Genomic DNA, 21535 nt, shown 5'->3' with positions numbered 1-21535 from the left:
GCCAGCCGGGCTCCCTTCCACATCTCCTGGCCGATGGTGGTAAGCTGCATTCGTGGGGACCTCCTTCATGTTGGAGTGGTCCCCACATTTTAGTTGGGGCAGTCTCACATGTGTTTGTCCGAGCACACTGGGGCTCGCCCTGGCCCAGGGGGCCATGGTGCGGGTGGCCCACCTGTCCCCGGATGCCCCGGCGGTGGACATCCTGGTGAACGGCCAGAGGGCGGTGCATAACCTGGCCTTCAGGGAGGTCACCCCCTACCTGCCCCTACCCGCGGCCCGGGTGCGGGTCCAGGTGGTCCCCGCGGGGCAGGATAGCCCCGTGGTGATTGACGCGGAGCTGGACCTGCAGGCGGGCGTCTACTACACCGTGGCCGCCACGGGCTTCCTGGCCAATATCCGGCCCCAGGTGTACACCGATCTCCTGGCGGGCTTCTTCCCCCGGGCGGGCCAGGCCCGCATCCGGGTGATCCACACCTCCCCCGATGCCCCCGCGGTGGACGTGGCGGTGAAGGGCGGTCCGGTGCTCTTCGCAGGCCTCCCCTTCCCCCGGGCGGCGAACTACATCGCGGTGGACGCGGGGATCTACGACCTGGAGGTGCGCGCGGCCGGCACCACCACCGTGGCCCTGGCCCTTCCCGGGGTGAGGCTGGAACCCGGGAAAGTCTACACCGTCTTCGTGGTGGGGAGCCTCCAGGCCGGCACCCTCACCGTGGTGCCAGTGGTGGACGCCACGGTCTTGGGTGGGACGCGCTAAGCCTCCCTCCCTCGCCTGCCCCCGGCACCGGGGGCAGGTTTTGCTACAGGAGGCCCCTAGGGAGCTCCTCTGCTCCCGGTGCGGGGCCCGCTACCCCGGGCGGTGGGGCTTTCCCGACCTCCGGCTTGGGCGGGGCCACCCCCTCCTCACCCTGGTCAACGCCCTGCCCCCAGTGGCCCTGGGGTACGAGCTTTGGCGGGTGCGCTCCACAGGGCTCCTTTCCGGGGAAGGCTCTCCTTTGGGGAAGAGCTCGAGGCCCTAAGGACCTGGCTCCTCCCCACCGGGGGGCCCTTCTTGGACGTAGGGACGGGCACCGGGGTCTACCTCCGGGCCCTCGGAGGCGGGGTGGGGATAGACCCTTCCCCCGCTTTCCTAAAGGTGGCCCGGAGGCGCTTCCCCCAAGGGGCCTACCTCCTGGCCCGGGCGGAGGCCCTGCCCTTCCCCGACGGAGTCTTCTCCGGGGTGGCCTTTGGCCCCACCTGGAACGAGGTGGAAGACCCCGAGGCCGCGGCCCGGGAGGCCTTCCGGGTGCTGAGGAGGGGTGGGCGGCTTTTCGCCCTGCTCCTCCTGGGGGAGGGGAGGGGGGGCTGCTCTACCGGCCGGGGCTCGAGGGCTTCCTAGGCCTCCTCCGGGGCGCGGGCTTCCGGGCCTTCGGCAAGCAGGTGGGGCGGATCGGGCTGGTGCGGGGGGAGGTGGTTTAAGCACCCCGCCGGCCCCTTCGCCCAGACGGGGTCCCTGGCAGTGCCCACGACAGGCTGGAGCCCCAGAGCTATTGACAGAAAGTGGTACTTAGTCTTACTTTATGGGAGAGATCGAGGGGGGTGAACCATGAAAAGGGTCGGGCTTGCGGTTTGGCTTTGGGCGCTTGGCCTCCTGGGGTGGGCCGCCCCCACCTATACCCTCCGCTTCAACCACGTACTGGGCCCCAACCACCCCTACCATGCGGGGTTCCAGGCCTGGGCGGAACGGGTAGCCCAGCGCACGGGCGGGGACCTGCAGATCCTGGTCTTCCACAGCGCCCAGCTCGGGGTGGAGGAGGACATCCTAGAGCAGCTCCGCCAGGGGGTTCCCGTGGGGCAGAACACCGACGGGGCCCGGCTAGGCAACTACGTGAAGGAGCTCGGCGTGTTCAACGGCCCCTACTTCGTGGACAGCTACGCCGCGGTGGAGCAGCTCGCCGCCCTGCCCGTGGTCCAGGGGTGGGTAGAACGCCTTGCCCAGCAGTACGGGATCCGGGTGCTCTGCTTCAACTGGGTCCAGGGCTACCGCCACTTCATGACCAATCGCCCCGTGCGGCGCCCCGAGGACCTTAGGGGGCTAAGGATCCGCACGCCCCCGGCACCTGTGTGGCAGGAGTCCGTGCGGGCGCTGGGGGCCACCCCCGTGGCCCTGCCTTTTGGGGAGATCTACTCCGCCCTGCAACAGCGGGCCATCGACGGGGCCGAGTTGGTTTACGCCAACATCCCCGACATGAGCCTCTGGGAGGTCCTGCATTACGTGAACGAAACCAAGCACTTCCTTCTCATCAACTTCCAGGTGGTAGGGGAGGCCTGGTATCGCCGCCTTCCCGGAAACTACCGCCAGATCCTGCGGGAAGAGTGCGCGCGGGCTGGACGGGAGACCTCCCAGCGGATCGCCGCCGAGGAGGAGAGGATCAGGGGCCTTATCCAGCAACGGGGGATGACCGTCGTGAGCGACGCGGACCTGACCGCCTTCCGGCGGGCGGCGGAGGCTGCGTACGAGCGGCTCGGCCTCAGGGCCATTCGCGATGCCCTCTACCAGGCCTTGAGGCGCTAAACCCCGGGGCCCCCCACCCTAGGGGCCCCGCTTCCTCCTGCCATGCCCACGTCTTCCTGGATCGGACGGCTTGAAGAGGCCCTGGCCATGGTCTGCCTCCTGGCCTCCAGCCTGGTGGTCTTCGCAGGGGGGGTGGCCCGCTTCCTGGGGCACCCTCTGGACTGGTCCATAGACCTTGCCACCTTCTTCTTCGCCTGGGCGGTCTTCCTGGGGGCGGACCTGGCCCTCAAGGAGGGGCGGCACGTGGCGGTGGACACCTTCCAGGCCTTCCTTCCCACAAAGGTGCGCTGGGGGGTGCGCTTCCTCACCTGGAGCCTGGTGGCCCTCTTCCTCTTCCTCCTGGCCTATTACGGCTTCCAGATGGCCTACCTCACCCGCTTCCGCAGCTTCCAGGGCATCCCCGGGTTCAGCTACACCTGGGTGACCCTGAGCGTAGCCCTGGGAAGCCTGCTGATGCTCTGCACCGCCCTTGGGAAGCTAAGGGAACTCCTCTGGAGGGGCCCATGGTCCTAAGCTTCCTGGTCTTTCTGGCCCTCCTCCTTTTGGGAATGCCCGTGGTCTTCGCCATCGGCATGGGGGGCCTCCTCTTCTTCCTAGGCCAGCCCGGGCTCCAGCTCACCATGCCCGTGCAGCTGGCCCTTTCGGAAACGCAAAACTTCTCCCTCCTGGCCATCCCCACCTTCATCCTGGCCAGCAACCTGATGAACGAGCTGGGGATCACCCGGAGGCTTCTCACCTTTGCCCACACCCTCACCGGCTTCCTCCAGGGGGGGCTGGCCCAGGTGAGCGTGCTCCTGGGCTTCCTCATGGGCGGGGTCTCGGGGTCGGCCATCGCTGACGCCACCATGCAGGCCCGCCTCCTGGGACCGGAGATGGTGCGCAAGGGGTACCCCGCGGGCCTTGTGGCAGCCCTCCAGGGGTTCTCCGGCCTCCTGGCCGTGGCCATCCCCCCTAGCATCGGACTCATCCTCTACGGGAGTATCGGGCAGGTGTCTATCGGGCAGCTCTTCGCCGGGGGGATCGGGGTGGGGGTGCTCTTGGCTACGGCCTACATGGCCACGGTGGCCCTTCTGGCCCGGAGGCGGGGCTATGCCCCGGAAAGGCCAAGACCGCCGGGGGCCCCAGAGCTCTGGCGGGCTTTCCGGGAGAGCTTCCTGGCTGTTCTCTTTCCCTTCCTCCTCCTCTTCAGCCTCCGCTTCGGGGTCTTCGTCCCCTCGGAGGTGGGGGCGGCGGCAGTGGTCTACGCCCTCCTGGTGGGGTTGGTCTACCGCGAACTTTCCTGGGAAAGGGTCGTGCGGGCCTTCGCCCATTCCGTGCGGGACGTGGGCATGGTGGCCCTCCTCATCGCTATGGCTGCGGTCTTGGGCTACGGGATGAAGTGGGAGATGGTGCCCCAAAAGGTTTCCGCCTTCTTCCTCGAGGCCATCCAGGACCCCCAGGTGGGCCTGGCCCTCATCCTGCTGGCCCTTCTCCTTTTGGGCACTATCCTGGACTCCACGGTGATGATCATCCTCCTTACCCCCATCCTGGTGCCCGCGGCCAGGGCCCTGGGGCTGGACCTGGTCCACTTCGGGGTCCTCATGGTCCTCACCTGTGCGGTGGGGCTCCTTACGCCCCCGGTGGGCCTTTCCATGTATTCCGTTTGCTCCGTCATGGGGTGCAGCATCGGGGCGTACGTGCGGGAAGGGTGGCCCTTCTTGTTGGCTACCCTCTTGGTGCTGGTCCTGGCCTTCCTCTTTCCGGGGATTGTGCTCTTCCTGCCCCGGCTTCTCTTCTAGGGGGGTTGGATGCGGCTTAAGGGCAAACACGCGTTGGTTATAGCGGCGGGACAGGGCATCGGCCGGGCCATCGCCGAGGCTTTTCAGCGGGAGGGGGCGGAGGTTTTGGGGGCCACCCTCCACCCGGAGAAGCTCCAGGGGGTGGTGCCCGCGGTGCGGCTGGATGCCCGGGACAAGGAAGCCCTCTTCCGGCTCATTGGGGGCTTGGAACGGCTGGACATCCTGGTGAACGCCCAGGGGTTGGTCCACACGGGGGACCTCCTGGAGGCCACGGACGTGGACTGGGAGGAGGCCTTTCTCCTCAACGCCAAGAGCGTTTTCTGGGCCATGCAGGCCGCCCTGCCCAAGATGCTGGCCCAGGGTGGGGGGCGGATCATCAACATCGCCTCGGTGGCCTCGAGCCTCAAGGGGGTACCCCGGCGCTTCGTCTATGCGGCCACCAAGGGGGCCATCCTAGCCATGACCCGCTCCGTGGCCCTGGACTTCGCGGACCGGGGGATTCGGGTGAACGCCATTTGCCCGGGCACCGTGGACACCCCCTCCCTACGGGCGCGGGCTGGGGGGGAGGAGGGCCTTAGGGCTTTCGCCCGGCGCCAACCCATCGGCCGCCTGGGCCGGCCCGAGGAGATCGCGGAGCTGGCAGTCTACCTGGCCTCGGACGCGGGGGATTTCGCCACGGGCAGTTTCTTTGTGGTGGACGGGGGGATGACCTTATGAGGCTGAGCCCCAAAGCACTCCGGGCCTTCGCGGAGGAGGTCCTGAGGCGGGCCGGCACCGACGGGCCTTCCGCAGAGGCCGTGGTCTGGGTCCTTCTGGAGGCCGACCTCCGGGGGGTGGGGAGCCACGGGCTCCTCCGACTTCCTGTTTACATTCGCCGCCTGGAGGCGGGCCTCGTCAACCCCTCTCCCCGCCTTACCCCTGAGGTCCGGGGGCCTGTGGCCCTCCTGGACGGGGCCCACGGCTTTGGTCCCCGGGTGGCCCTGGAAGCGACCCGCCTGGCCGCTCAGCTAGCCCAGGCCCACGGAGTGGGGGCGGTGGCCGTGCACCGGAGCACCCACTTCGGCATGGCGGGGCTTTACGCAGAAAAGCTGGCGCAGGAGGGCCTGGTGGCCCTTGTGACCACCAACGCCGAGCCTGGCGTGGTGCCTTACGGGGGCCGGGCTAAGGCCTTGGGCACCAACCCCATTGCCTTCGCCGCCCCCGCCCCTCAAGGGGTTGTGGTGGGGGACCTAGCCACCTCGCAGGCGGCCATGGGCAAGGTCTTCCTAGCCAGGAGGCGGGGGGAGAGGATCCCCCCGGACTGGGGGGTGGACCGGGAGGGGCAGCCCACGGAGGACCCCCACGCGGTCCATGCGCTCCTCCCCTTAGGGGGCCCTAAGGGCTACGCCCTGGCCCTTCTGGTGGAGATCCTCTCGGGGGTGCTCCCGGGAGCTGGGGTCACCCACGGGATCGGACGGATGTACGATGAGTGGGGCCGGCCGCAAGACGTAGGCCACTTCTTCCTGGCCCTGGACCCGGGGGCCTTCCTGGACCGGGAGGCCTTCTTGGAGCGCATGGGGCGCCTGTGGGCGGAGCTCAAGGCCACCCCGCCCGCCCCTGGGTTCCCTGAGGTCCTCCTCCCGGGAGAGCTCGAGGCCTGGCGGCGATCCCGGGCTCTAAGGGAAGGCCTGGAGCTTCCAGAAGAGGTGGTAGCCGAACTCAAGGCCCTGGGGGCCCGCTACGGGGTGGTGTGGAGGGGCCATGCTTGAGGTGGTGACCGCAGGGGAGCCCCTGGTGGCCCTGGTGCCTCTAGAGCGGGGGCGCCTGAGGGTGGGGAAGCTCCTGGAGGTTCAGGTGGGCGGGGCGGAGTTCAACCTAGCCGTGGCCCTGGCCCGGCTGGGGGTGGGCGTGGGCTACGTCACCTGGTTGGGGACGGACGAGCTCTCCGAGCTCATCCTGGAGCGGCTTAGGGCCGAGGGGGTGGACACCCGGGCGGTGCGCCGGGTGGAAGGGTTCACGGGGGTTTACCTGAGGCGGATCCTCCCCTTGGGGCAGGGCCGGGTCTTCTACTACCGCCAGGGCTCCGCGGCAAGCCGTATGGGGCCGGGGGCCTTTGACCCCGCCTACTTGGACGGGGCCCGCTTCTTCCACCTGAGCGGGATCACCCCCGCCCTCTCGGAAAGCTGCCGGGCCTTTAGCCTCTGGGCCCTGGCCGAGGCCAAGGCCCGGGCGGTTAGGGTAAGCCTGGACCTGAACCACCGCCGCCACCTCTGGGAGGGGAGGGTGGCCCGGGCCTGGCTGGAGGAGGCCCTACCTTTCCTGGACCTCCTCCTCCTGAGCGAGGAGGACGCGGAGGGGCTTTTCGGGGAGGAGGGGGCGGTCTGGAACCTTACCGTCCCCGAGATCGTCCTCAAGCGGGGGGCCCGGGGGGCCTCGGCCCGGGTGGGGGGGAGGCGCCTCGAGGCCCCCGCCTTCCCAGTGGAAGCCGTGGACCCCGTGGGGGCAGGAGATGCCTTCAGCGCGGGGTACCTAGCGGGCCACCTCTGGGGCCTTTCCCCGGAGGAGCGTCTCAGGCTGGCCAACGCCCTAGGGGCCTTTGTGGCCGCAGGCCGGGGGGACCATGAGGAGGCCCCCAGAAAGGAGGAAGTCCTGGCCTTCCTGCAGGGTGAGGCAGGCTGGCGCCGTTAGAGGAGGTGGATGGGCATGGAGCGGAAGGCGCTGGTAACGGGCGGGAGCCGGGGCATCGGCCGGGCCATCGCCGAGGCCCTGCTCCGGCAGGGGGTGGGGGTGGCCATCGCCAGCCGCCGCCCCGAGGAGGCGGTGGAGGCCTTCCAGAGGGAGGGCCTGCCAGCCCTAGCCCTCCCCGTGGATCTGGAAAAGGACCCACCGGAGGCCCTGGTGGCGCGGGCGGCGGAGGACTTGGGGGGGCTGCACATCCTGGTGCACGCGGCCGCGGTCAACGTGCGCAAGCCGGCCCTGGAACTCAGCTACGAGGAGTGGCACCGGGTGCTCTACCTTCACCTGGACGTGGCCTTCCTCCTGGCCAGGGCGGCCTTCCCCCATATGGCCCAGGCGGGCTTCGGCCGAATCATCTTCCTGGGTTCGGTCACCACCTTCACCGCGGGGGGGCCGGTGCCCATACCCGCCTACACCACGGCCAAGACCGCCCTCCTCGGCCTCACCCGGGCCCTGGCCAAGGAGTGGGCCCCCCAAGGGGTCCGGGTCAACCTCCTCTGCCCGGGGTACGTGGAGACGGAGTTCACCCTCCCCGTACGGCAGAACCCCGCCCTCTACGGACCCATCACCGCCCGCATCCCTTTAGGCCGCTGGGCCAAGCCCGAGGAGATCGCGCGGGTGGCGGCCTTCCTGACGGGCGAGGGGGCAGAGTACCTCACGGGGCAGGCGGTAGTGGTGGACGGGGGGTTCCTGGCCTACTGAGCTCCTGGACGGGCCCGCCTCGGCCCCCCGATGCGTGTACCATGACTTTGGTCATGAAGGTTTCCAAGTCCCGCTTCAAGGCCCACGCCCTGGAACTCCTGCGCTGGGTGGAGGCCACGGGGGAGACCCTCATCCTCACCCACCGCGGCTGCCCCGTCCTGGAAGTACGCTCCTACCGGGAGGACGTTGACTTGGACCCCAGGGCACACCTCCTCGGCACCCTCCTCCGCTACGAGGCCCCTACAGAGCCCCCCGAAGGGGCTTGGGAGGCCCTGGGGTGATGGATCCGCTGTCCTAGACGCCCACGCCTGGGTCTGGTACCTGGCAAGCCCCGAGGCGATCCCCAGGAGCCTTCTGGAAACCCTAGACGAAACCCGGGGAAGGGGGGCCCTCCACATCCCGGCCGTCACCCCCTGGGAGGTGGCGGCCCTGGCCCAGAGGGAGCCGCTCGCCTTCACCCCGGAGTCCCAGGGCACAGACGCTTTGGGGGTGACCTTGCCCCCTTAGTCCTACTAAGTGGTAACATGGGGGGTGTGAAGGGGGAACCACGGGGCACCCAGACCCTGGCCCGGGGCCTAGCCCTCTTGGAGAAGGTGGGGGAGGGGGTGCACACCCTGGAGGAGCTGGCCCGGGCCCTAGGGGTTCCCAAAAGCACCGCCCACCGCCTGGCCCGGGCCCTGGTCCAGGCAGGCTACCTCCGCCACCAGCCCCGGCGGGGCTACGCCCTGGGCCCCAAGCTCATTCGACTGGGGTTCCAGGCCCATGCCCAGCAGGAGCTGCCCCTCCTTGCCCGCCCCCACCTGGAGTGGCTCCGGGACCGTACGGGGGAAACCGTGCACCTCGGGGTGTTGGAAGGGGGAGAGGTGGTCTACGTGGACAAGCTCCCGGGCCGGCGGGAGCTGCAGCTGGCCTCCCGGGTGGGCTCCCGCTTCCCCGCCCAGTCCACCGCCTTAGGCAAAGCCCTCCTGGCGCACCTGCCCGAGGAGGTATGGGCCCGGCACTTCGTGCCTGGCCTCAGGCGTACCCCCAGGACCATCGGGGACCTCGAGGCCTTCCGGGAGGAGCTCCGCTGCACTCAGGTCCGGGGGTACGCCCTGGACCTTGAGGAGAACGAGGTAGGCGTGCGGTGCGTCGCCGCCCCTATTTGGGATGGGCAGGGCCAGGTGGTGGCCGCGGTAAGCGTGTCTACCGCCTCGGTGTACCTGGACGAGACCCGCATCCAGGAGGTGGCCCCCCTGGTCCAGGAGGCAGCCCGGAGGATCAGCGCTGAGCTAGGGGCCTGAGCTTCCCCAGTCCCCTAAGCTTGGTCCGGACCTCCTCTAGGCTCCCTTCCAAGAACCAGCTTCCACCGCAGGCCAGAACGTTTTCCAGGGCCAGGTAGGCCTCAAGGCCCTCCGGGCCGATGCCCCCAGTGGGGACGAAACGCACCCCCGGGAAAATAGGAGCGTAGGCCTTAAGGGTGCGCACCCCCCCCATGGCCTCCGCGGGGAAAAACTTGAGGAGGCTGAGTCCTAGGGACAGGGCTTCCTGGACCTCGGTGGGGGTGGCCACCCCCGGGAGGTAGGGGAGGCCCCGGGCCTCCGCCCAGCGGGCCAGGTCCAGGCTAAGGCCGGGGGACACCAGGAAGGAGGCCCCAGCCGCCAGGGCCTCTTCCGCCTGCGCTTCGTTTAGCACCGTCCCCGCCCCCACCTCCAGGTCCAGGACCCGGAGGCGGCGGATGGCTTCCAGGGCCAGGGGAGTGCGGAGGGTCACCTCCATCAAGGAGAACCCCGCCTCTAGGAGGGCCTCCCCCAGCCCCTCGAGGCCCTCCAGGGTCCTGGGGGTCAGGATGGGCAGAACCTTGGCAGCCGCCAGGGCCTCCTCCAGCGTGGGGGCCATTGCCCAAAGATTATACCCCGAGAAGCCCATATCCCCCTCCCCAGGCAAACTGTTGCCCAGCATGGCCACCCAGGGCAAGAAACCCCGCTTCCCCCGGGACCTTCTCCCCAGCCCAAGCACTTCGACGAGGCCAACGTGGTCCGCCTGGGGCTCATCTCCACCTAGGAGAGGATCCCCGAGGGGTACGCCTCCTGGGAAGAGGAGTTTGAGTTCCTGGGTAAGCCGGTGAAGCTGGCCTGCTACGCCAGAAGGTGGGGGGGTGCCCTAAGGCCTGGATAACGAGGTGTCCCTAGCCCTCTACTTCAACGCCGGGGCCCCGGAGGACGGCACCTTCACCACCACCTACCAGATCCTGAAGCTCATGGGCCTGGACACCTCCGGCTACTACTACCAGGCCCTCAAAGAAAACCTCATGCGCCTCACCACCGCCACCTACGTCCTCTCCGAGGCCTGGCGCTCTGGGGGAAGGTGGCAAAGCGTCACCTTCCGCTACATTGAAAAGCTGGAGTACACCAGCTCCCCCGAGGGCCGACTGGACCGGGCCAGCGTCCTTGGGGTAACCCTGGCCAAGGAGATGGTGCGCTCCGTGAAGCAACACCACGTGAAGCCGATCGACATCGAGTTTATGGCCTGCCTGCGCAGGCCCTTAAGCCAAGGCTTTCAGGGATAGGAGGAAGCCTGGGGCGTTCTGGACCTCGTCCAGTACCACCCGGCCTTGGAGGCCGGCTAGAAAGCCCTGAGGGTCCTCCAGGGATGCGGCCAGGAGGGCGAGGTCGTCCAAGGTCAGATAGCGGTCCAGGAAGCCCTGGGCCACCGGCCCCTAGGCCGGGATGGACTTGCCCACCTGCCAGGAGGACCACCGGACGCTCCCCTAGGGCGGTGGGGATGGGGTCTATGAGGTACCGAGCCCCTTGGGGGTCCAGGGTTTTCCCTAGATCTTGCTCTCGGAGCTTCAAAAGGCTAAACCTTTCCTAAAGAGGGCATGTCCTGAAAATCGTTACCCTGGAAGCGGAGGTGAACATGAAGGGAAGGTTCCCACTGCCCTTTTTAGCCTTGGCTTTGCTTTCAGGTTGTGCCCCCGTGCTCACCCCGCCCCCTATGGAAACCCTCCTCTCGCCCCGCTATGGCCTGGTGGTCCTGGATGCGACGATCCTAGAACGGGAGCCCCTGGTGGGGGCGGAGGGTTGGGAGGGGGTGGTTTTCCGCTTCCTCCCCCAAAGCCCTTACCGGCCATGGGGGCTGGAGGAGCTGGCTAGGGGCTTGCGGTCCCAGCTGGAGCCCCGGGGTTGGGTCCCCCGCTGCCAGACCCTGAACACCCTCCCCCTCTTTGGCGGTCCCCAGTACACCATGAGGGCGGCCCGGGGCGGGGAAGGGATGGGACTGTTCCTGCGCCCCCTGGAGCCGCCGGACACCTACCGGTTGGAGGTGGGCCCTGCGGACCCCAATCCGCCCCTAACCTGCCCTCCCCGGTAAGAGGGGTGGGGCCCCGGTTTCCTCACACCCTCTCGGGCGATGGGTGCTCCTGCAAACTTCTCCCCCCCGGCCAACTGGCTTCAAAGGCGGTGGGCCTAGGTGCGGGAGGAAGCCCTAGTCCTCCTCCAAAGCCCGAGGTTGGGCGCTCTTCTTCAGGCTCTCTGGATCCTGCCCCCCTTGGAGGCCAGGCAGGCGGTGGGAAGGCTTGGGCGCTTGGAGGTTCGCGCGGAACAGGCCTTGAAGGCCTGCCAGCAAGACCCCACACCCGAGGCCCTCCACGCCCTGAGGCGGGTTCTCCGGCGGTTGCGCTATGCCCACGAGCATCTAGGCAAGGGGACAAAGGGGCTAAAAGCCATCCAGGAAGTTCTGGGGGCCTTCCAGGACCTCCCTGTGGCCCTGGCCTACCTGGAGGCCTTTGAGCGGGAGGTGAAGCCCCTTCCCCGCCACCGCCAAGCCCTCCAGGCCCGCCGGGAGGAAGCCTGGGCGGAGGTCCGGAGGGCCTTGCTTGACAAGGCCCTGACCTCTGTCCCCTAGGGTTTTCCTATGGGGGTAGCCTGGGTTATCGTTTTCCAGGTGGTCTGGCTCTGGCTTGGCCTGGTCCAGGCCTAGGGTTTCTGCGCTTCCTGGCTGAAAGGCCGGGAGCCGCCCGCAGGGGTGGCCCCCTAAGCGCCCATCTGGCTGAGCTAGGCCCCCCTTCCCCTGGGCTCCCGCAGGGCCAGGGCCGCCAGCAGGCCCAAGACCGCGGCCAGGAAGGCCAGGCGCCACCCCTCGAGGATCCCTTGGCCCAAGGTGTTCTGCAAGAGGGCCTGGACAAAGGCCGGGGCTTCCCGCAGATCCCCCACCCCCCCGGTGGGCACCCCCACGGGGGAGCCGGCGGTAAGGGCGGCAAGCTCCTCTCCCTTTCGGGCTAGGAAGACCCCCGAGAGGGTGATTCCCGCCGCCGCTCCCAGGCTTCGGGTGAGGGAGACCAGGCTGGACACCTGCCCCTGGCTCCCCTGGGGGGCAAGTCCCAAGGCCATGTAGGAAAGGGGCCCCTGGACTAGGCCCAGCCCCGTACCCAGGAGGAAGAGCCCCAGGAGGAGCACCCACAGGGCCTTGGCCAGAAAGGCCATGAGGAAAAGCCCGGTGGCGGTAAGGGCCATGCCTAGGACCACCAACCGCTTCCCCCCGTGCGCCCCACCAGGGCGCCCGCAACCCCGCTCATCCCTCCCAAGGCCAGGGCTAGGGCGTTGAGGATGGCCCCCGAGGCGAAGGGGGAGAGGAGGAAGGCCAACTGGCTGTAGAGGGGGGCGAACACGATCCTCCCCAGGAGGGCGTAGCCCACCAAGGTGGAGGTGAGCCAGAGGGGGAGGAAGTCCCCTCGCAAGGCCAGGTTCACGTCCAGGAGGGGAGCAGGATGCCGCCTCTCCCACAGGTAAAGGAGGAGGGCTGAGAGGGCGGAGAGGAGGAAGACCCCTCCGATCCCCCAGGAGAGGAACCCCAGCTCGTCCAGCCGCTCCAGCCCCTGGATCCCTAGGACGAGCCCTCCAAAGGTGAGGGCCACCAGCATGCCCCCAAGGGGGTCCAGGGCTGCCCGGCCTTCCGGCCTTGGCAGGGGGTCCGGGCTAGGAGCATAACCCCTAGAATCCCGATGGGTACGTTGATCCAGAACACCCAGGGCCAGCTCGCCCTTTCCACCAGGAAGCCCCCCAGGTTGGGCCCCAGCACGTTTCCCAGGGCGAAAACCCCCAGGATCTGCCCCAGGTGGGCCCCCCGCCGCTCCTCGGGGACCACCCGGCCCACGATGGCCTGGGCCACGGGGAAAAGCCCCCCCGCGCCCACCGCCTGGACCACCCGCGCCAGGACGAGGACTTCTAGGCTCTGGGAAAGGGCGGCCATGGCGCTCCCCAGGGTGAAAAGCCCCATGGAGAAGGTGTAGACCCGACCGTAGCCTAGGAGGTCCGAAAGCCTGCCCAGGACAGGGACGCTCACCGCGTAGAAGACGGAGTAGATGGAGAAGGCCATGGTCACCCGGTCCACCCCCGTTTCCAGGTCCTGGGCGATGGCTGGGAGGGCGGGGGCCAGGATGGCGTTGTCCAGGGCCCCCATGAAAACCCCCAGCATGAGGGCAAGGAGCAGGGCTGGGCTCACCGGAGCACCTCAAACTGGTCCAGGGAAGGGGGGACAGGTTCCAGGGCCAGGTACTCCGCCTGGGCCAGAACCCTCCCCGAGGGGCTCAGGACCTCGTAGCGGAAGGGGAGGTGGCCCTTGGGGTTTATGAGGATGCGCCAAGCGGCGGCCGCCTGGGGGTCCTTGGGAAGGGTTTTGAGGGTCAGGACGAAGCTCCAAAGCCCCTCCTTCTCCCCCAGCTCCCTCAGCTCGTACCGCGCCCTCATCCCTTCCGGGTCGCTGAAGAGCGGGCTCAGGGGGTCTTCCGGGGGGGCCGCCTTGGTGGGCTGCCAGGGGCCCCCGAGGGCCCGGGAAAAGGCTCGCACGCCGTCCGTGACCAGGGCGCTCCCCTTGAGGTAGGCCGGGCCTTCCACCCAGTCGATGCGCAGGTAGGGGCGCCGGTAGGCCACCTTGTAGACCACGGGCCCCTGGCGGACCGAGGCCACATACCCCTGGACCTTCCCGTGCGCCAGGAGGGCCTTCCAGATTTCTTCTGGACTCAGAGCCAGGACAGGTACGGCGAGGAGTGCCAACAGGAAAACCCCTAGCTTTCTCACCTTGGACCTCCTCCCGGGGCCTCCAGCCCCCGGACGAACACCCGCACCCCCTCCTCCAGGAGGGCCTCGGCTTGGTGGCTCCCCAGGTGCCGCTCCAGCATGTAGGCCCCGTGAACGATGGAGGCGAAAAGGGCGGCGAGCACCTTCCCTTGGCCTGGAAAGAGCCCCTCAAAGAAGGCCTGTAGGTAGGCCAGTTCCTCCCCCATGGCCCTTTGGGACAGGACCCGGGCCTCCACCTACCCGCCCCGCCCCCCCGAGGCGGTGGCCAGGGTGGTGAGGGGTTCCACCCCTTCCCGGTAGGCCCGGGCGTAGGCCAGGAGCCTTGACTCCAGAGGACCCTCCTCCTCCAGGGCCTGGTGGGCTTGCGCTTGGGAGCGCAAGAGGAGCTCTTCCAGGATGGCCCGCTTGCTCCGGAAGTGGTAGTACACCGCCCCCTTGGTGAGGCCAAGCTCCGCCGCCAGGTCGTCCAGCCGGGTGGCCGCGTAGCCCCGCTCGCTGAAAGCCCGCTGGGCGGCTTCCAGGAGGCGCGCGCGGGTGTTTAATGGTAGGTATGGCCGCCCCTCCCCCTTGGGGTCCGGGCCACAATCCCTTTGGGTACCTGGGTTCCCAGCGGGGCCCTTTACCTGGCGGCGGGGGAGGCGAGGCCGGAGTTCTTCATCCGCCTGCCCGAAGGGGTCCCCCGGCTCTTGCCCGTGCCGGGGCAGGAGGGGGCCTTTGTTCGCCTGGGGGAGCTGGTGCGGCAGCGGAGCGACCTCTTCCTGCCGGAGCCCAGGCCCCTCTACGAGCTCCGGGTGGTCTGCCTGGCCTCCCTGGAGCGGGCCCGGGTGGACTGAGAGGAGCTGCCCCAGGCCCTGGAGGCCCGGCTGGACGGCCGGGTGAGCCACCTGGAGCTGGAGGAGGCCTTTCCCCAGGCCTGGGAGGGGCTGGTCCGGGAGGCTTTGGGCCGAGGCGGAGGAGGTCTTCCGCCTCCCGCCCCCCTGGACCTGCGCCTGGTGGAGGCCCTGATCCGCGCGGGGCCCCAAAGGCCCGCTTCCCCCCTTGAGGCCCCGCCGACCCCAGGGTTTCCTCCAGGACCCCTGGGCCTACCTCGAGGCCCGGGACCCGGCCCTCTTCCACCCCTTTGAGGACTACCGCGCGGTGGAGGCGTTCGCCTGGGAAGCCGCCCTGGACCCCGAGGTGGAGGCCCTCTGGGCCACCCTTTACCGGATAGGGGAGGCTAACGCCCTGGCGGAGGCCCTCATCCAGGCCGCCCGCGAGGGCAAGGACGTGGCCGTCTTCCTGGAGGGGCGGGCCCGCTTTGACGAGCTGCAGAACCTCTACTGGCGCCTGCGTTTCCAGAGGGTGGGGGTGCGGGTCCTGCCCCTTTTGGAGAAGAAGGTCCACGCCAAGGCCCTTTGGGTGTGGCGGGGGGAGCGGGCCTACGCCCACCTGGGGACGGGCAACTACAACCCCCGGAGCGGGGCCCAGTACGCCGACCTCTTCCTCTTCACCACCCGGCCGGAGCTGGTGGGGGAGGTGGAGGCCTTCTTCCGGGCCCTGGAGGCCGGGACACCCCCTGGCCTCCGCTTCCTCAAAACCGGCCCGGCCATCCGCCAGGCCCTCGTGGAGGCCACCCTCCAGGAGGCCCATCCTGGGGGGCAGGTCCTCCTCAAGTGCAACTACCTCACCGATCCCCGGCTCCTCCAGGCCCTGGAGGAGGCCGCGGAGGCGGGGGCCCGGGTGGACCTCATCGTGCGGAGCACCCTGGTGCGCCTCCACCCCCGGATCCAGGCCCGGAGCCTGGTGGGGCGCTTCCTGGAGCACGCCCGCCTGGCCGCCTTCCGGGCGGGGGGCCGCTGGAGCGTATGGGCGGGCAACGCGGACCTCATGCCCCGCAACCTGGACCTACGCTACGAGCTCTTCTTCCCCCTTCCCGAGGGCCAGGCCAAGGCCAAGGTCCTCCGCTACCTCCGCCGCCAGCTGGCGGACGATGCCAACGCCTTTCTCCTCCTCCCCGAAGGGGAGAGGCCCCTTTGGGGCGGCCCTCATAGCGCCCATGCCTGGCCCTTCTAGGCCAGGGGGGTCTTGACTTTTATTGATTATGAGTTTTCAATATCTTTAGCCCGCGGGGGCTGAGGAGGTGGCCAATGAAGGTGCTCTACGTACTCTCCAGCCCGAGAGCAGCCAGCCGCAAACTCGGGGGGATGATCCTCCCCCAGCTGGAGGCCGGGGTGCACGGGGCCGAGCCCGTGGGGTTCTTCCTCTTTGACGACAACGTCCTGATCCTCCAGAAGGGAAACCCCATCGGGGAAAGGCTCATGGCCTTGGCGCGGGCCCAGGGCTTCTTCGTGATGGCCTGCGACGCCTGCGCCCTGGAGCGGGGCCTGGCCCGGGGGGAGCCCCGCTGGTGCACGCCGGAAGGGGAGGGAAAGAAGGTACTCACCGCGCCGGAGCTCCTGCCCCACGTCCTGGAAGGGGTGGAGCTGGGCTGCTTTCCCGACCTCTACGCCCGCCTGGCAGCCCACCCGCCCCAGGCGGTGGTCACCCTATGAGAGGGCTCGCCCTCCTAGCCCTCCTGCTGGCCCCGGCCCTGGCCCAGGTGCGGACGGCGGCCACCCTCTCCCTTCTCGCCGACCTAGTGGCCCAGGTGGGCGGGGGGAGGGTGCGGGTGGTCTCCCTGGTCCCCCCGGGGGCCGATCCCCACACCTACGAGCCCCGGCCGTCTGCTGCCTTGGCCCTGGAAACCGCCCAGGCCCTCTTCGCCAACGGGTTGGGCCTCGAGCCCTACTTGCCGAGGCTCGAGGCCCTGCTCCCCAAGGGGGCCCGGGTGGTGCGCCTGGCCGAGGGCCAGCCGGACCTCATCTGCGGCCTCTTGGGCCTTAGGGAAAAGGGGGTCCACCTCCACGGGGACTGCGACCCCCACCTGTGGCTAGACCCAGCCTACGCTCTGGGCTACGCGGAGAGGATCGCTCAGGTCCTAGGGGAGCTGGACCCCAAGGGGGTTCCCCTTTACCGGGGCCGGCTGGCCGCCTTGCGGGAGAGGGTCTTGGAGGAAGACCGGGCCCTTTCCGCCTGCCTCAAGGGGAAGGGCCTGAGGGTGGCCGCCACCCACCTTTCCCTCCTCTACTTCGCCCGGCGCTACGGGGTGGAGGTGGTGAGCACCCTCATGGATGCCCACGCCCAAGAGGCAGGGCCCCGAAGCCGCCTGGCCCTCCTCAAGGAAGCGGAGGCAGGCCGGCTGGACCTCTTCCTGGCGGAGCCCCAGTTCCCTAGGGTCCAGGCCGAGGCCCTAGCGAGGGAGCTTGGAGTGCCCCTGGCGGTGGTGTACACCGACGCTTTGGACGGTCGGGTACCCACCTATCTGGACCTTCTCCGGCACAACCGGGAAGCGCTCTGCGAAGCAGTGAAGGGCCTAAGGAGGTGAAGGGTGTGAGGAAAGGACTTTTGGCTCTGGTTCTGGCGTTGGGCACCGTCTGGGTCCACGGGGAGAAGGTCCATGGGGAAGGGATGGCCCGCAGGCTGGTGGTGGCCGACGGCAAGGCCCCGGTGGTCTACGTGCTGGATCTGGAGGAGGGCAAAGAGGTGGCCCGCTTCTCCGTGCCCTCTCTGGCCCGGCTCTACCCCCTTCCCGGAGGACAGTACGCCCTGGCCGTGCACCGGGATAGCGGCCACCTCTCCTTCATCTGGAGCGGGCTCCGCTTGGTGAACCACGGGGACCATCAGGACCTCCGCCTCGAGGCGCCCTACGTGGCCGCCACCTTGGCCACCGGCCCCAAGCCCACCCACGCCTTCGCCCACGGCCACCACCTGGCCGTCTTCCACGACGGGGACGGCACAGTGGCCCTCTTTGACCTGAGGCGCCTAGGCCTGGACTGGCGCTATCGCCAGGTGGCCACCGGCCGCCCTGACCACGGGGCCCTGGCCCTCTTAGGGGAGCGCCTCCTGGTGGGAGGGCTGGAGTCCGGCCGGGTGGAGGTCTACACCCTGGAGGGCCAAAAGGCCCTCACCCTGCCCGAGGCCTGCCCTAGGCTCCACGGGGAAGCGGTGCTAGAGGGTGTGGCCGTCTTCGGCTGCCAGGACGGGGTCCTCCTGGTGGAGGGGGTGGGCCAGGGGGTGCGGGCCCGCAAGCTCCCCAACCCTCCGAGAAGCCCCGAGGGGGCCCGGGTGGGGACCCTGGTGGCCCTGGAGGAGGCGGGGGTCTTCGTGGGGAACTTCGGCCAGGGCCTAGCGGTCATCCGGCTTGGGGAAGGGCTCAAGCCCCTCCCCCTTCCCGCCCGGCCCCTGCGCTTCCTGGCGGAGGAGGGCAAGGGGGTGCTGGTCCTCACCGCCGAAGGGCGGCTTCACCGGGTGGACCCCCTGAAGGGGGAGGTGGGGCCGGGCTTTCCCGTGGCCACCCCGCCCGCCCAAGGGGCCCCCAGCCCTGCCCTGGCGGTGGGCCACGGGGTGGCCTACGTGGCCGACCCAGCCCAAGGAGCGGTGGTGGAGGTGGACCTGGAGGGGTTTCAGGTGAAACGGCGGCTCCCCGTGGGTGGGGCTCCGGCCGCCCTGGCCCTCCTGGAGGTGGAAGGGATGGAGCACTAAGTCCCCGGTAAGGGCCCCAAAGGGTGTTGGGTAGGCCTTTGCCTTGAGCTGCGCAAGGCGTTCCCACCCGAAGGGTACTGGATGCGGAGGTGAAGCATGCGCAGGGTTTGGGCTTTGCGGTCAGCATGGGTTTTCTTCCCCCTCTGGCTTACCCTTCTTGGCCACAGCGCCGTACCGGAACGGGAGGAGGTGTACCGGGAGACCCAGGCCCGCCTTTTTGCCCTGGACAACCGGGCCCGCGAGACCCAGGTGGCGGCCCTGGACCTTCCCTGGGGGGAGGTGGTGGCCCGGCTTTCCGCCCCACCCCGGGGAATGAGCCTGGTGGCCACGCCCTCCGGCCGTTACCTCCTCCTCTCCCGGGGGCGGGACACGGACCGGCAGTGGCTCACCGTGGTCTGGACGGGGAAAGAAGAGGGGGGCTTCCGGCGCCCCGTGGTGGCCAAAAGCCTCCTCCAGGGACGGGGCTGGAACATCGGGCACGGGGGCCAGGCCTACACCCACGGGGGGCGGCTCTTGATCTTCGCCGAACGGGATGGGGTGGCCCTCCTCTTTCCCGAGGAGGCCCTGGCCCCAGAGGCGGCCTTCCTCCCGGAGCGCATCCCCCTTCCCAACCCCGACCACTACCACCTGGTGGAAGCCTCCGAAGGGACCTATCTCACCCTCCTGGCCCGGGGGCAGGTGGTCCTCTACCGGGAGCGGCTTGGAGGGGAGGAGGCCGCCCGCTTCCCCTGCCCAATGGAGCACGGGGAGGCCCACGACCCCGGCACGGGCCGGAGCTTCTTCGCCTGCGCCCGGGACGTGCTGGCGGTGGAGAGGGGAGCGGTCTTAACCCGCCTGGCCTACCCCGTGGGGGAGCGCATTGGGGCCTTCCTGGAGGGGGAAGGGGCCTTCTTCGGCTGTAGCGATGCCGTGACCCACCTGCAGCGCCTAGAACCCAGGGTCCTGGGCCTCACCCCCATCCCCCTGGGCGGGGTCTTCCTCCGGGGGGCCTCCCACGGGAATCGGCTGTATGTCCTCCTCCAGGACGGCCGCCTCCAGGTAAGGGAGGCCCGGGAAGGGGAGCTCCTGAAGGAGGTGCGGGTGAGCCGCCCCCTGCCGGAGATGGACGAGGACACCGGGGGGGCCATCCTGCCGGACATCGTGCCCTGGATTGGCCGGGCCTACGTGAGCCTGCCCCACCTGGGCCTGGTGGCAGAGGTGGACGGGGAAAGGGGAAGGGTGGTGCGCTACCTCCGGGTCGGGGGGAGCCCCACCCGGCTGGTCCTGGTGGCCCCATGAGAAACCCCCTGGACGTGCAGATGATCCTCTTCGGGGACGATGTCCGGATGGGCCTTCTTCAGGAGATGGGCTTCAGGAAGGAGCCCCATCCTGAAGGCGTGGGCTCCAGCTTGTACCGGCGGGAAGGGGTGCTCCTCCACTCCATGGGGCTTTGGGTGGAGGGGGTGTACTACCTGCGGCTGCGGGAGGCCTTCTATCGGGTGGAAGCCCCCCTTGCACCCCTCACAGGGGCCCCGGCGGAGGCCCGGGTGCCCCTGGCGGAGGGCCTCGAGGCCCTCCGCCCCTTCGCCTGCTGGTACGAGGCCCAAGATGGAAGGCCTGGCCCCGGACCCCGCCAGCGGGCCCTAAGGGAGCTTATCCGGCAGGCCCAAAGGGCTTTGGAGGCCTGGCGGGTATGGGTGGGGCGCTCTCCCAGGGTTCCCACGTAGCCCCCTCCCTTTGCGACCTGTGTAAGGCCTAGAGGTCCTCCCCTTGGGTGGGCCCAGGACAGGGGGCCGTGATAAAAGGCTGGCCGGTTTCGAGAGGGCCGGCCCTTGAGGCCCCTATGTCCTCCCTTTGGGCTGGGGTTATCCGGCCCCCTGATCTCCCAAACCCCGGTCTAGCCCACCCTTTCTCGGTTCCGCTAAGGGCAAGCTGGGGTGGGATGCGCCTCAAGGGGTTCAAAGCCCATCTGCCCACCAAGGTCTGCCCTGTTTGCGGGCGGCCTTTCGCCTGGCGCAAGCGCTGGGCCCGGAACTGGGAAGGGGTCCGCTACTGCTCCGCGCGCTGCCGGAGGGAGGCTGGGGGGAGGTCGTGAGCGAGGCCCTGGGGGAGGCCGTCGCCCAGAGGCTCTTCCTCTGGGCCCTCCTCTCCCTTGCCGGATCCGTCTTCGGCCTCTGGCGGGCCCAGGGGGTCTTCTGGAGGGCCTTCTGGTTTATGACGGGGGTTTGGGGTTTGGTGGATGCCGCCATCGCCTTCGGGGGCTGGCTGGGAGGGGAGCCCGGGCGGGAGGAGCTCCGCCGCCTCCTTCTCCTCAACGCGGGGCTGGACCTCCTCTACGTGGGGGCCGGCCTCTGGCTGCTTCGGCGGCCGGGACCCACCCTCATGGGCTTTGGCCTGGCCATCGTCGTCCAGGGCCTCTTCCTCCTGGTCTTTGACCTCCTCCACGCCCTAGGGCTTGGAGGCTTGAGCCCCTAGCCCGGCCCCTGGGGTGACCAACCAGGGCCCTCTTCCTATTCCACCCCCTTTTGCCCATGGCTTCGCCATCACGGGGATGGAGGGCCCTAGACGGTTCTTGCCCGTGTAGGGGATCTCGGGGTCGGGGCCGCCCCTTCCCACGTACCGGGTGCTTCGGAAGGGGAGGGTGTACGCCACCTCCTAGGCCCGGACCCCCGGCCCTGCCAAGACCCTCAGGGCCAAGCCGTAGACGCCTTAGAGAAGGAGGCACCAAAAGGCCCCGAAGAGGGCTGCCAGGGGTAGGAAGGGGAGGAGGCGGCGGAGGTGGTCGGGGGTGAGCCCGGGGGAGGCCAGCCCCCTCCACCCACTGGGTCAAGCCTAGCCACCCCTCCAGGAAGAGGGCCAGGGAAGGCAGGATCCCCGCCAGGGCCACAAGGAGGAGGGGTAGGGCTAGGTAAGGGCGTATTCCCCGAAGGCCTTTGAAGAAGGTTGTTGGTTGGAATGGAAGGGCGATCATATCCTTTCCCATCATGTACGCTTTCCCCGCTTCCTTTCCTCGCAGGGCTTTTCTGCCCTTTCTCTATGGGAAAAGGCCTTTTGGGCGGCCCTGTGTTGTGCTCGGACAAACACATGTGAGACTGCCCCAACTAAAATGTGGGGACCACTCCAACATGAAGGAGGTCCCCACGAATGCAGCTTACCACCATCGGCCAGGAGATGTGGAAGGGAGCCCGGCTGGC

31 protein-coding genes are annotated in these 21535 nt (G+C 69.0%); 23 read left to right on the top strand and 8 right to left on the bottom strand.

From position 1 onward, the window contains the following. The first annotated feature begins 154 nt into the window (after positions 1-154). From WKI94_RS07525 to WKI94_RS07470, 12 genes are all read left to right on the top strand, one after another. Positions 155-754: a DUF4397 domain-containing protein gene (locus WKI94_RS07525; protein WP_337845151.1), complete on the top strand. Its 600-nt coding sequence runs from the start codon at positions 155-157 to the stop codon at positions 752-754. A gap of 40 nt (positions 755-794) precedes the next feature. Continuing rightward, positions 795-1016, top strand: coding sequence for a hypothetical protein (locus WKI94_RS07520; protein ID WP_337845150.1), 222 nt, complete (start codon positions 795-797; stop codon positions 1014-1016). 32 nt (positions 1017-1048) lie between these two features. Further along, on the top strand, positions 1049-1375 hold the full coding sequence (locus WKI94_RS07515) for a class I SAM-dependent methyltransferase (protein ID WP_337845149.1): 327 nt from the start codon (positions 1049-1051) through the stop codon (positions 1373-1375). 207 nt (positions 1376-1582) lie between these two features. Then, positions 1583-2551 carry a C4-dicarboxylate TRAP transporter substrate-binding protein gene (locus WKI94_RS07510; RefSeq protein WP_337845148.1) on the top strand — a complete coding sequence of 323 codons (969 nt, stop codon included), beginning with the start codon at positions 1583-1585 and terminating at the stop codon, positions 2549-2551. A gap of 42 nt (positions 2552-2593) precedes the next feature. Further along, positions 2594-3064 carry a TRAP transporter small permease gene (locus tag WKI94_RS07505; RefSeq protein ID WP_337845147.1) on the top strand — a complete coding sequence of 157 codons (471 nt, stop codon included), beginning with the start codon at positions 2594-2596 and terminating at the stop codon, positions 3062-3064. Continuing rightward, entirely contained in the window at positions 3055-4329 is a 1275-nt protein-coding gene (locus tag WKI94_RS07500; RefSeq protein WP_337845146.1) for a TRAP transporter large permease, read from the top strand. The genes WKI94_RS07505 and WKI94_RS07500 overlap by 10 nt, the downstream gene beginning before the upstream one ends. 9 nt (positions 4330-4338) lie before the next feature. Further along, positions 4339-5046, top strand: a complete 708-nt coding sequence (locus WKI94_RS07495) for an SDR family oxidoreductase (protein ID WP_337845145.1) — start codon at positions 4339-4341, stop codon at positions 5044-5046. After that, entirely contained in the window at positions 5043-6077 is a 1035-nt protein-coding gene (locus WKI94_RS07490; RefSeq protein WP_337845144.1) for an Ldh family oxidoreductase, read from the top strand. Before WKI94_RS07495 ends, WKI94_RS07490 begins: the two co-directional genes overlap by 4 nt. Further along, positions 6070-6996, top strand: a complete 927-nt coding sequence (locus WKI94_RS07485; protein WP_337845143.1) for a sugar kinase — start codon at positions 6070-6072, stop codon at positions 6994-6996. The genes WKI94_RS07490 and WKI94_RS07485 overlap by 8 nt, the downstream gene beginning before the upstream one ends. Positions 6997-7011: 15 nt before the next feature. Then, on the top strand, positions 7012-7746 hold the full coding sequence (locus WKI94_RS07480) for an SDR family oxidoreductase (RefSeq protein ID WP_337845142.1): 735 nt from the start codon (positions 7012-7014) through the stop codon (positions 7744-7746). Between the two features lie 53 nt (positions 7747-7799). Further along, entirely contained in the window at positions 7800-8027 is a 228-nt protein-coding gene (locus tag WKI94_RS07475; RefSeq protein WP_337845141.1) for a type II toxin-antitoxin system Phd/YefM family antitoxin, read from the top strand. Between the two features lie 243 nt (positions 8028-8270). Beyond that, positions 8271-9029: an IclR family transcriptional regulator gene (locus tag WKI94_RS07470; protein ID WP_337845140.1), complete on the top strand. Its 759-nt coding sequence runs from the start codon at positions 8271-8273 to the stop codon at positions 9027-9029. Here WKI94_RS07470 and eda read toward each other — a convergent pair. Then, positions 9007-9624, bottom strand: a complete 618-nt coding sequence (gene eda, locus WKI94_RS07465) for a bifunctional 4-hydroxy-2-oxoglutarate aldolase/2-dehydro-3-deoxy-phosphogluconate aldolase (protein WP_337845139.1) — start codon at positions 9622-9624, stop codon at positions 9007-9009. The two genes, WKI94_RS07470 and eda, sit on opposite strands and share 23 nt — an antisense overlap. A 283-nt stretch (positions 9625-9907) precedes the next feature. Here eda and WKI94_RS07460 point away from each other — a divergent pair, with 283 nt between their 5' ends. After that, a complete protein-coding gene (locus tag WKI94_RS07460) occupies positions 9908-10294 on the top strand; it encodes a replication initiator protein A (protein WP_337845138.1) in 387 nt (128 codons plus the stop codon). Here WKI94_RS07460 and WKI94_RS07455 read toward each other — a convergent pair. After that, positions 10271-10438, bottom strand: coding sequence for a hypothetical protein (locus WKI94_RS07455; protein ID WP_337845137.1), 168 nt, complete (start codon positions 10436-10438; stop codon positions 10271-10273). The genes WKI94_RS07460 and WKI94_RS07455 overlap by 24 nt on opposite strands. Before the next feature lie 284 nt (positions 10439-10722). On the opposite strand from WKI94_RS07455, the gene WKI94_RS07450 reads away from it, so the two are divergent. Beyond that, positions 10723-11097 (top strand): hypothetical protein, encoded by a 375-nt coding sequence (locus WKI94_RS07450; RefSeq protein WP_337845136.1) that lies wholly within the window; start codon positions 10723-10725, stop codon positions 11095-11097. A 99-nt stretch (positions 11098-11196) separates the two neighbouring features. Next, positions 11197-11631, top strand: a complete 435-nt coding sequence (locus WKI94_RS07445; protein ID WP_337845135.1) for a CHAD domain-containing protein — start codon at positions 11197-11199, stop codon at positions 11629-11631. A 149-nt stretch (positions 11632-11780) separates the two neighbouring features. On the opposite strand, the gene WKI94_RS07440 is transcribed toward WKI94_RS07445, so the two are convergent. Genes WKI94_RS07440 through WKI94_RS07415 form a run of 6 tightly spaced genes read right to left on the bottom strand, consistent with a single transcriptional unit; the run spans position 11781 to position 14323 of the window. After that, a complete protein-coding gene (locus WKI94_RS07440) occupies positions 11781-12254 on the bottom strand; it encodes a hypothetical protein (RefSeq protein WP_337845134.1) in 474 nt (157 codons plus the stop codon). Beyond that, positions 12242-12646, bottom strand: a complete 405-nt coding sequence (locus WKI94_RS07435; protein ID WP_337845133.1) for a hypothetical protein — start codon at positions 12644-12646, stop codon at positions 12242-12244. The genes WKI94_RS07440 and WKI94_RS07435 overlap by 13 nt, the downstream gene beginning before the upstream one ends. After that, complete coding sequence (locus WKI94_RS07430) at positions 12610-13227, bottom strand: MFS transporter (protein WP_337845132.1); 618 nt, start codon at positions 13225-13227, stop codon at positions 12610-12612. The genes WKI94_RS07435 and WKI94_RS07430 overlap by 37 nt, the downstream gene beginning before the upstream one ends. Further along, the gene (locus WKI94_RS07425) at positions 13224-13802 is read right to left on the bottom strand and encodes a hypothetical protein (protein WP_337845131.1); all 579 of its coding nucleotides are present in this window, start codon (positions 13800-13802) and stop codon (positions 13224-13226) included. The genes WKI94_RS07430 and WKI94_RS07425 overlap by 4 nt, the downstream gene beginning before the upstream one ends. Then, the gene (locus tag WKI94_RS07420) at positions 13799-14038 is read right to left on the bottom strand and encodes a hypothetical protein (protein ID WP_337845130.1); all 240 of its coding nucleotides are present in this window, start codon (positions 14036-14038) and stop codon (positions 13799-13801) included. The genes WKI94_RS07425 and WKI94_RS07420 overlap by 4 nt, the downstream gene beginning before the upstream one ends. Further along, entirely contained in the window at positions 14039-14323 is a 285-nt protein-coding gene (locus tag WKI94_RS07415; protein ID WP_337845152.1) for a helix-turn-helix domain-containing protein, read from the bottom strand. It lies immediately after the preceding gene. 69 nt (positions 14324-14392) lie between these two features. Here WKI94_RS07415 and WKI94_RS07410 point away from each other — a divergent pair, with 69 nt between their 5' ends. From WKI94_RS07410 to WKI94_RS07375, 8 genes are all read left to right on the top strand, one after another. Beyond that, the gene (locus WKI94_RS07410; protein ID WP_337845153.1) at positions 14393-14635 is read left to right on the top strand and encodes a hypothetical protein; all 243 of its coding nucleotides are present in this window, start codon (positions 14393-14395) and stop codon (positions 14633-14635) included. Between the two features lie 205 nt (positions 14636-14840). Continuing rightward, complete coding sequence (locus WKI94_RS07405; protein ID WP_337845129.1) at positions 14841-15854, top strand: phospholipase D-like domain-containing protein; 1014 nt, start codon at positions 14841-14843, stop codon at positions 15852-15854. Between the two features lie 74 nt (positions 15855-15928). Next, on the top strand, positions 15929-16333 hold the full coding sequence (locus WKI94_RS07400) for a SaoD/DsrE family protein (RefSeq protein ID WP_337845128.1): 405 nt from the start codon (positions 15929-15931) through the stop codon (positions 16331-16333). After that, positions 16330-17205, top strand: coding sequence for a metal ABC transporter substrate-binding protein (locus WKI94_RS07395; RefSeq protein ID WP_337845127.1), 876 nt, complete (start codon positions 16330-16332; stop codon positions 17203-17205). Before WKI94_RS07400 ends, WKI94_RS07395 begins: the two co-directional genes overlap by 4 nt. A 5-nt stretch (positions 17206-17210) precedes the next feature. After that, on the top strand, positions 17211-18362 hold the full coding sequence (locus WKI94_RS07390; RefSeq protein WP_337845126.1) for a hypothetical protein: 1152 nt from the start codon (positions 17211-17213) through the stop codon (positions 18360-18362). Between the two features lie 96 nt (positions 18363-18458). After that, on the top strand, positions 18459-19640 hold the full coding sequence (locus WKI94_RS07385; RefSeq protein ID WP_337845125.1) for a hypothetical protein: 1182 nt from the start codon (positions 18459-18461) through the stop codon (positions 19638-19640). Beyond that, on the top strand, positions 19637-20068 hold the full coding sequence (locus WKI94_RS07380; RefSeq protein WP_337845124.1) for a hypothetical protein: 432 nt from the start codon (positions 19637-19639) through the stop codon (positions 20066-20068). The genes WKI94_RS07385 and WKI94_RS07380 overlap by 4 nt, the downstream gene beginning before the upstream one ends. 364 nt (positions 20069-20432) lie before the next feature. After that, positions 20433-20816, top strand: coding sequence for a hypothetical protein (locus WKI94_RS07375; protein WP_337845123.1), 384 nt, complete (start codon positions 20433-20435; stop codon positions 20814-20816). Positions 20817-21535: the final 719 nt, after the last annotated feature.

The sequence above is a fragment of the Thermus sp. genome (assembly GCF_037444525.1).
Taxonomy (GTDB): domain Bacteria; phylum Deinococcota; class Deinococci; order Deinococcales; family Thermaceae; genus Thermus.
The sequence above is the reverse complement of the archived record's forward strand: the minus strand, read 5'-3'. Positions and strand labels throughout refer to the sequence as shown.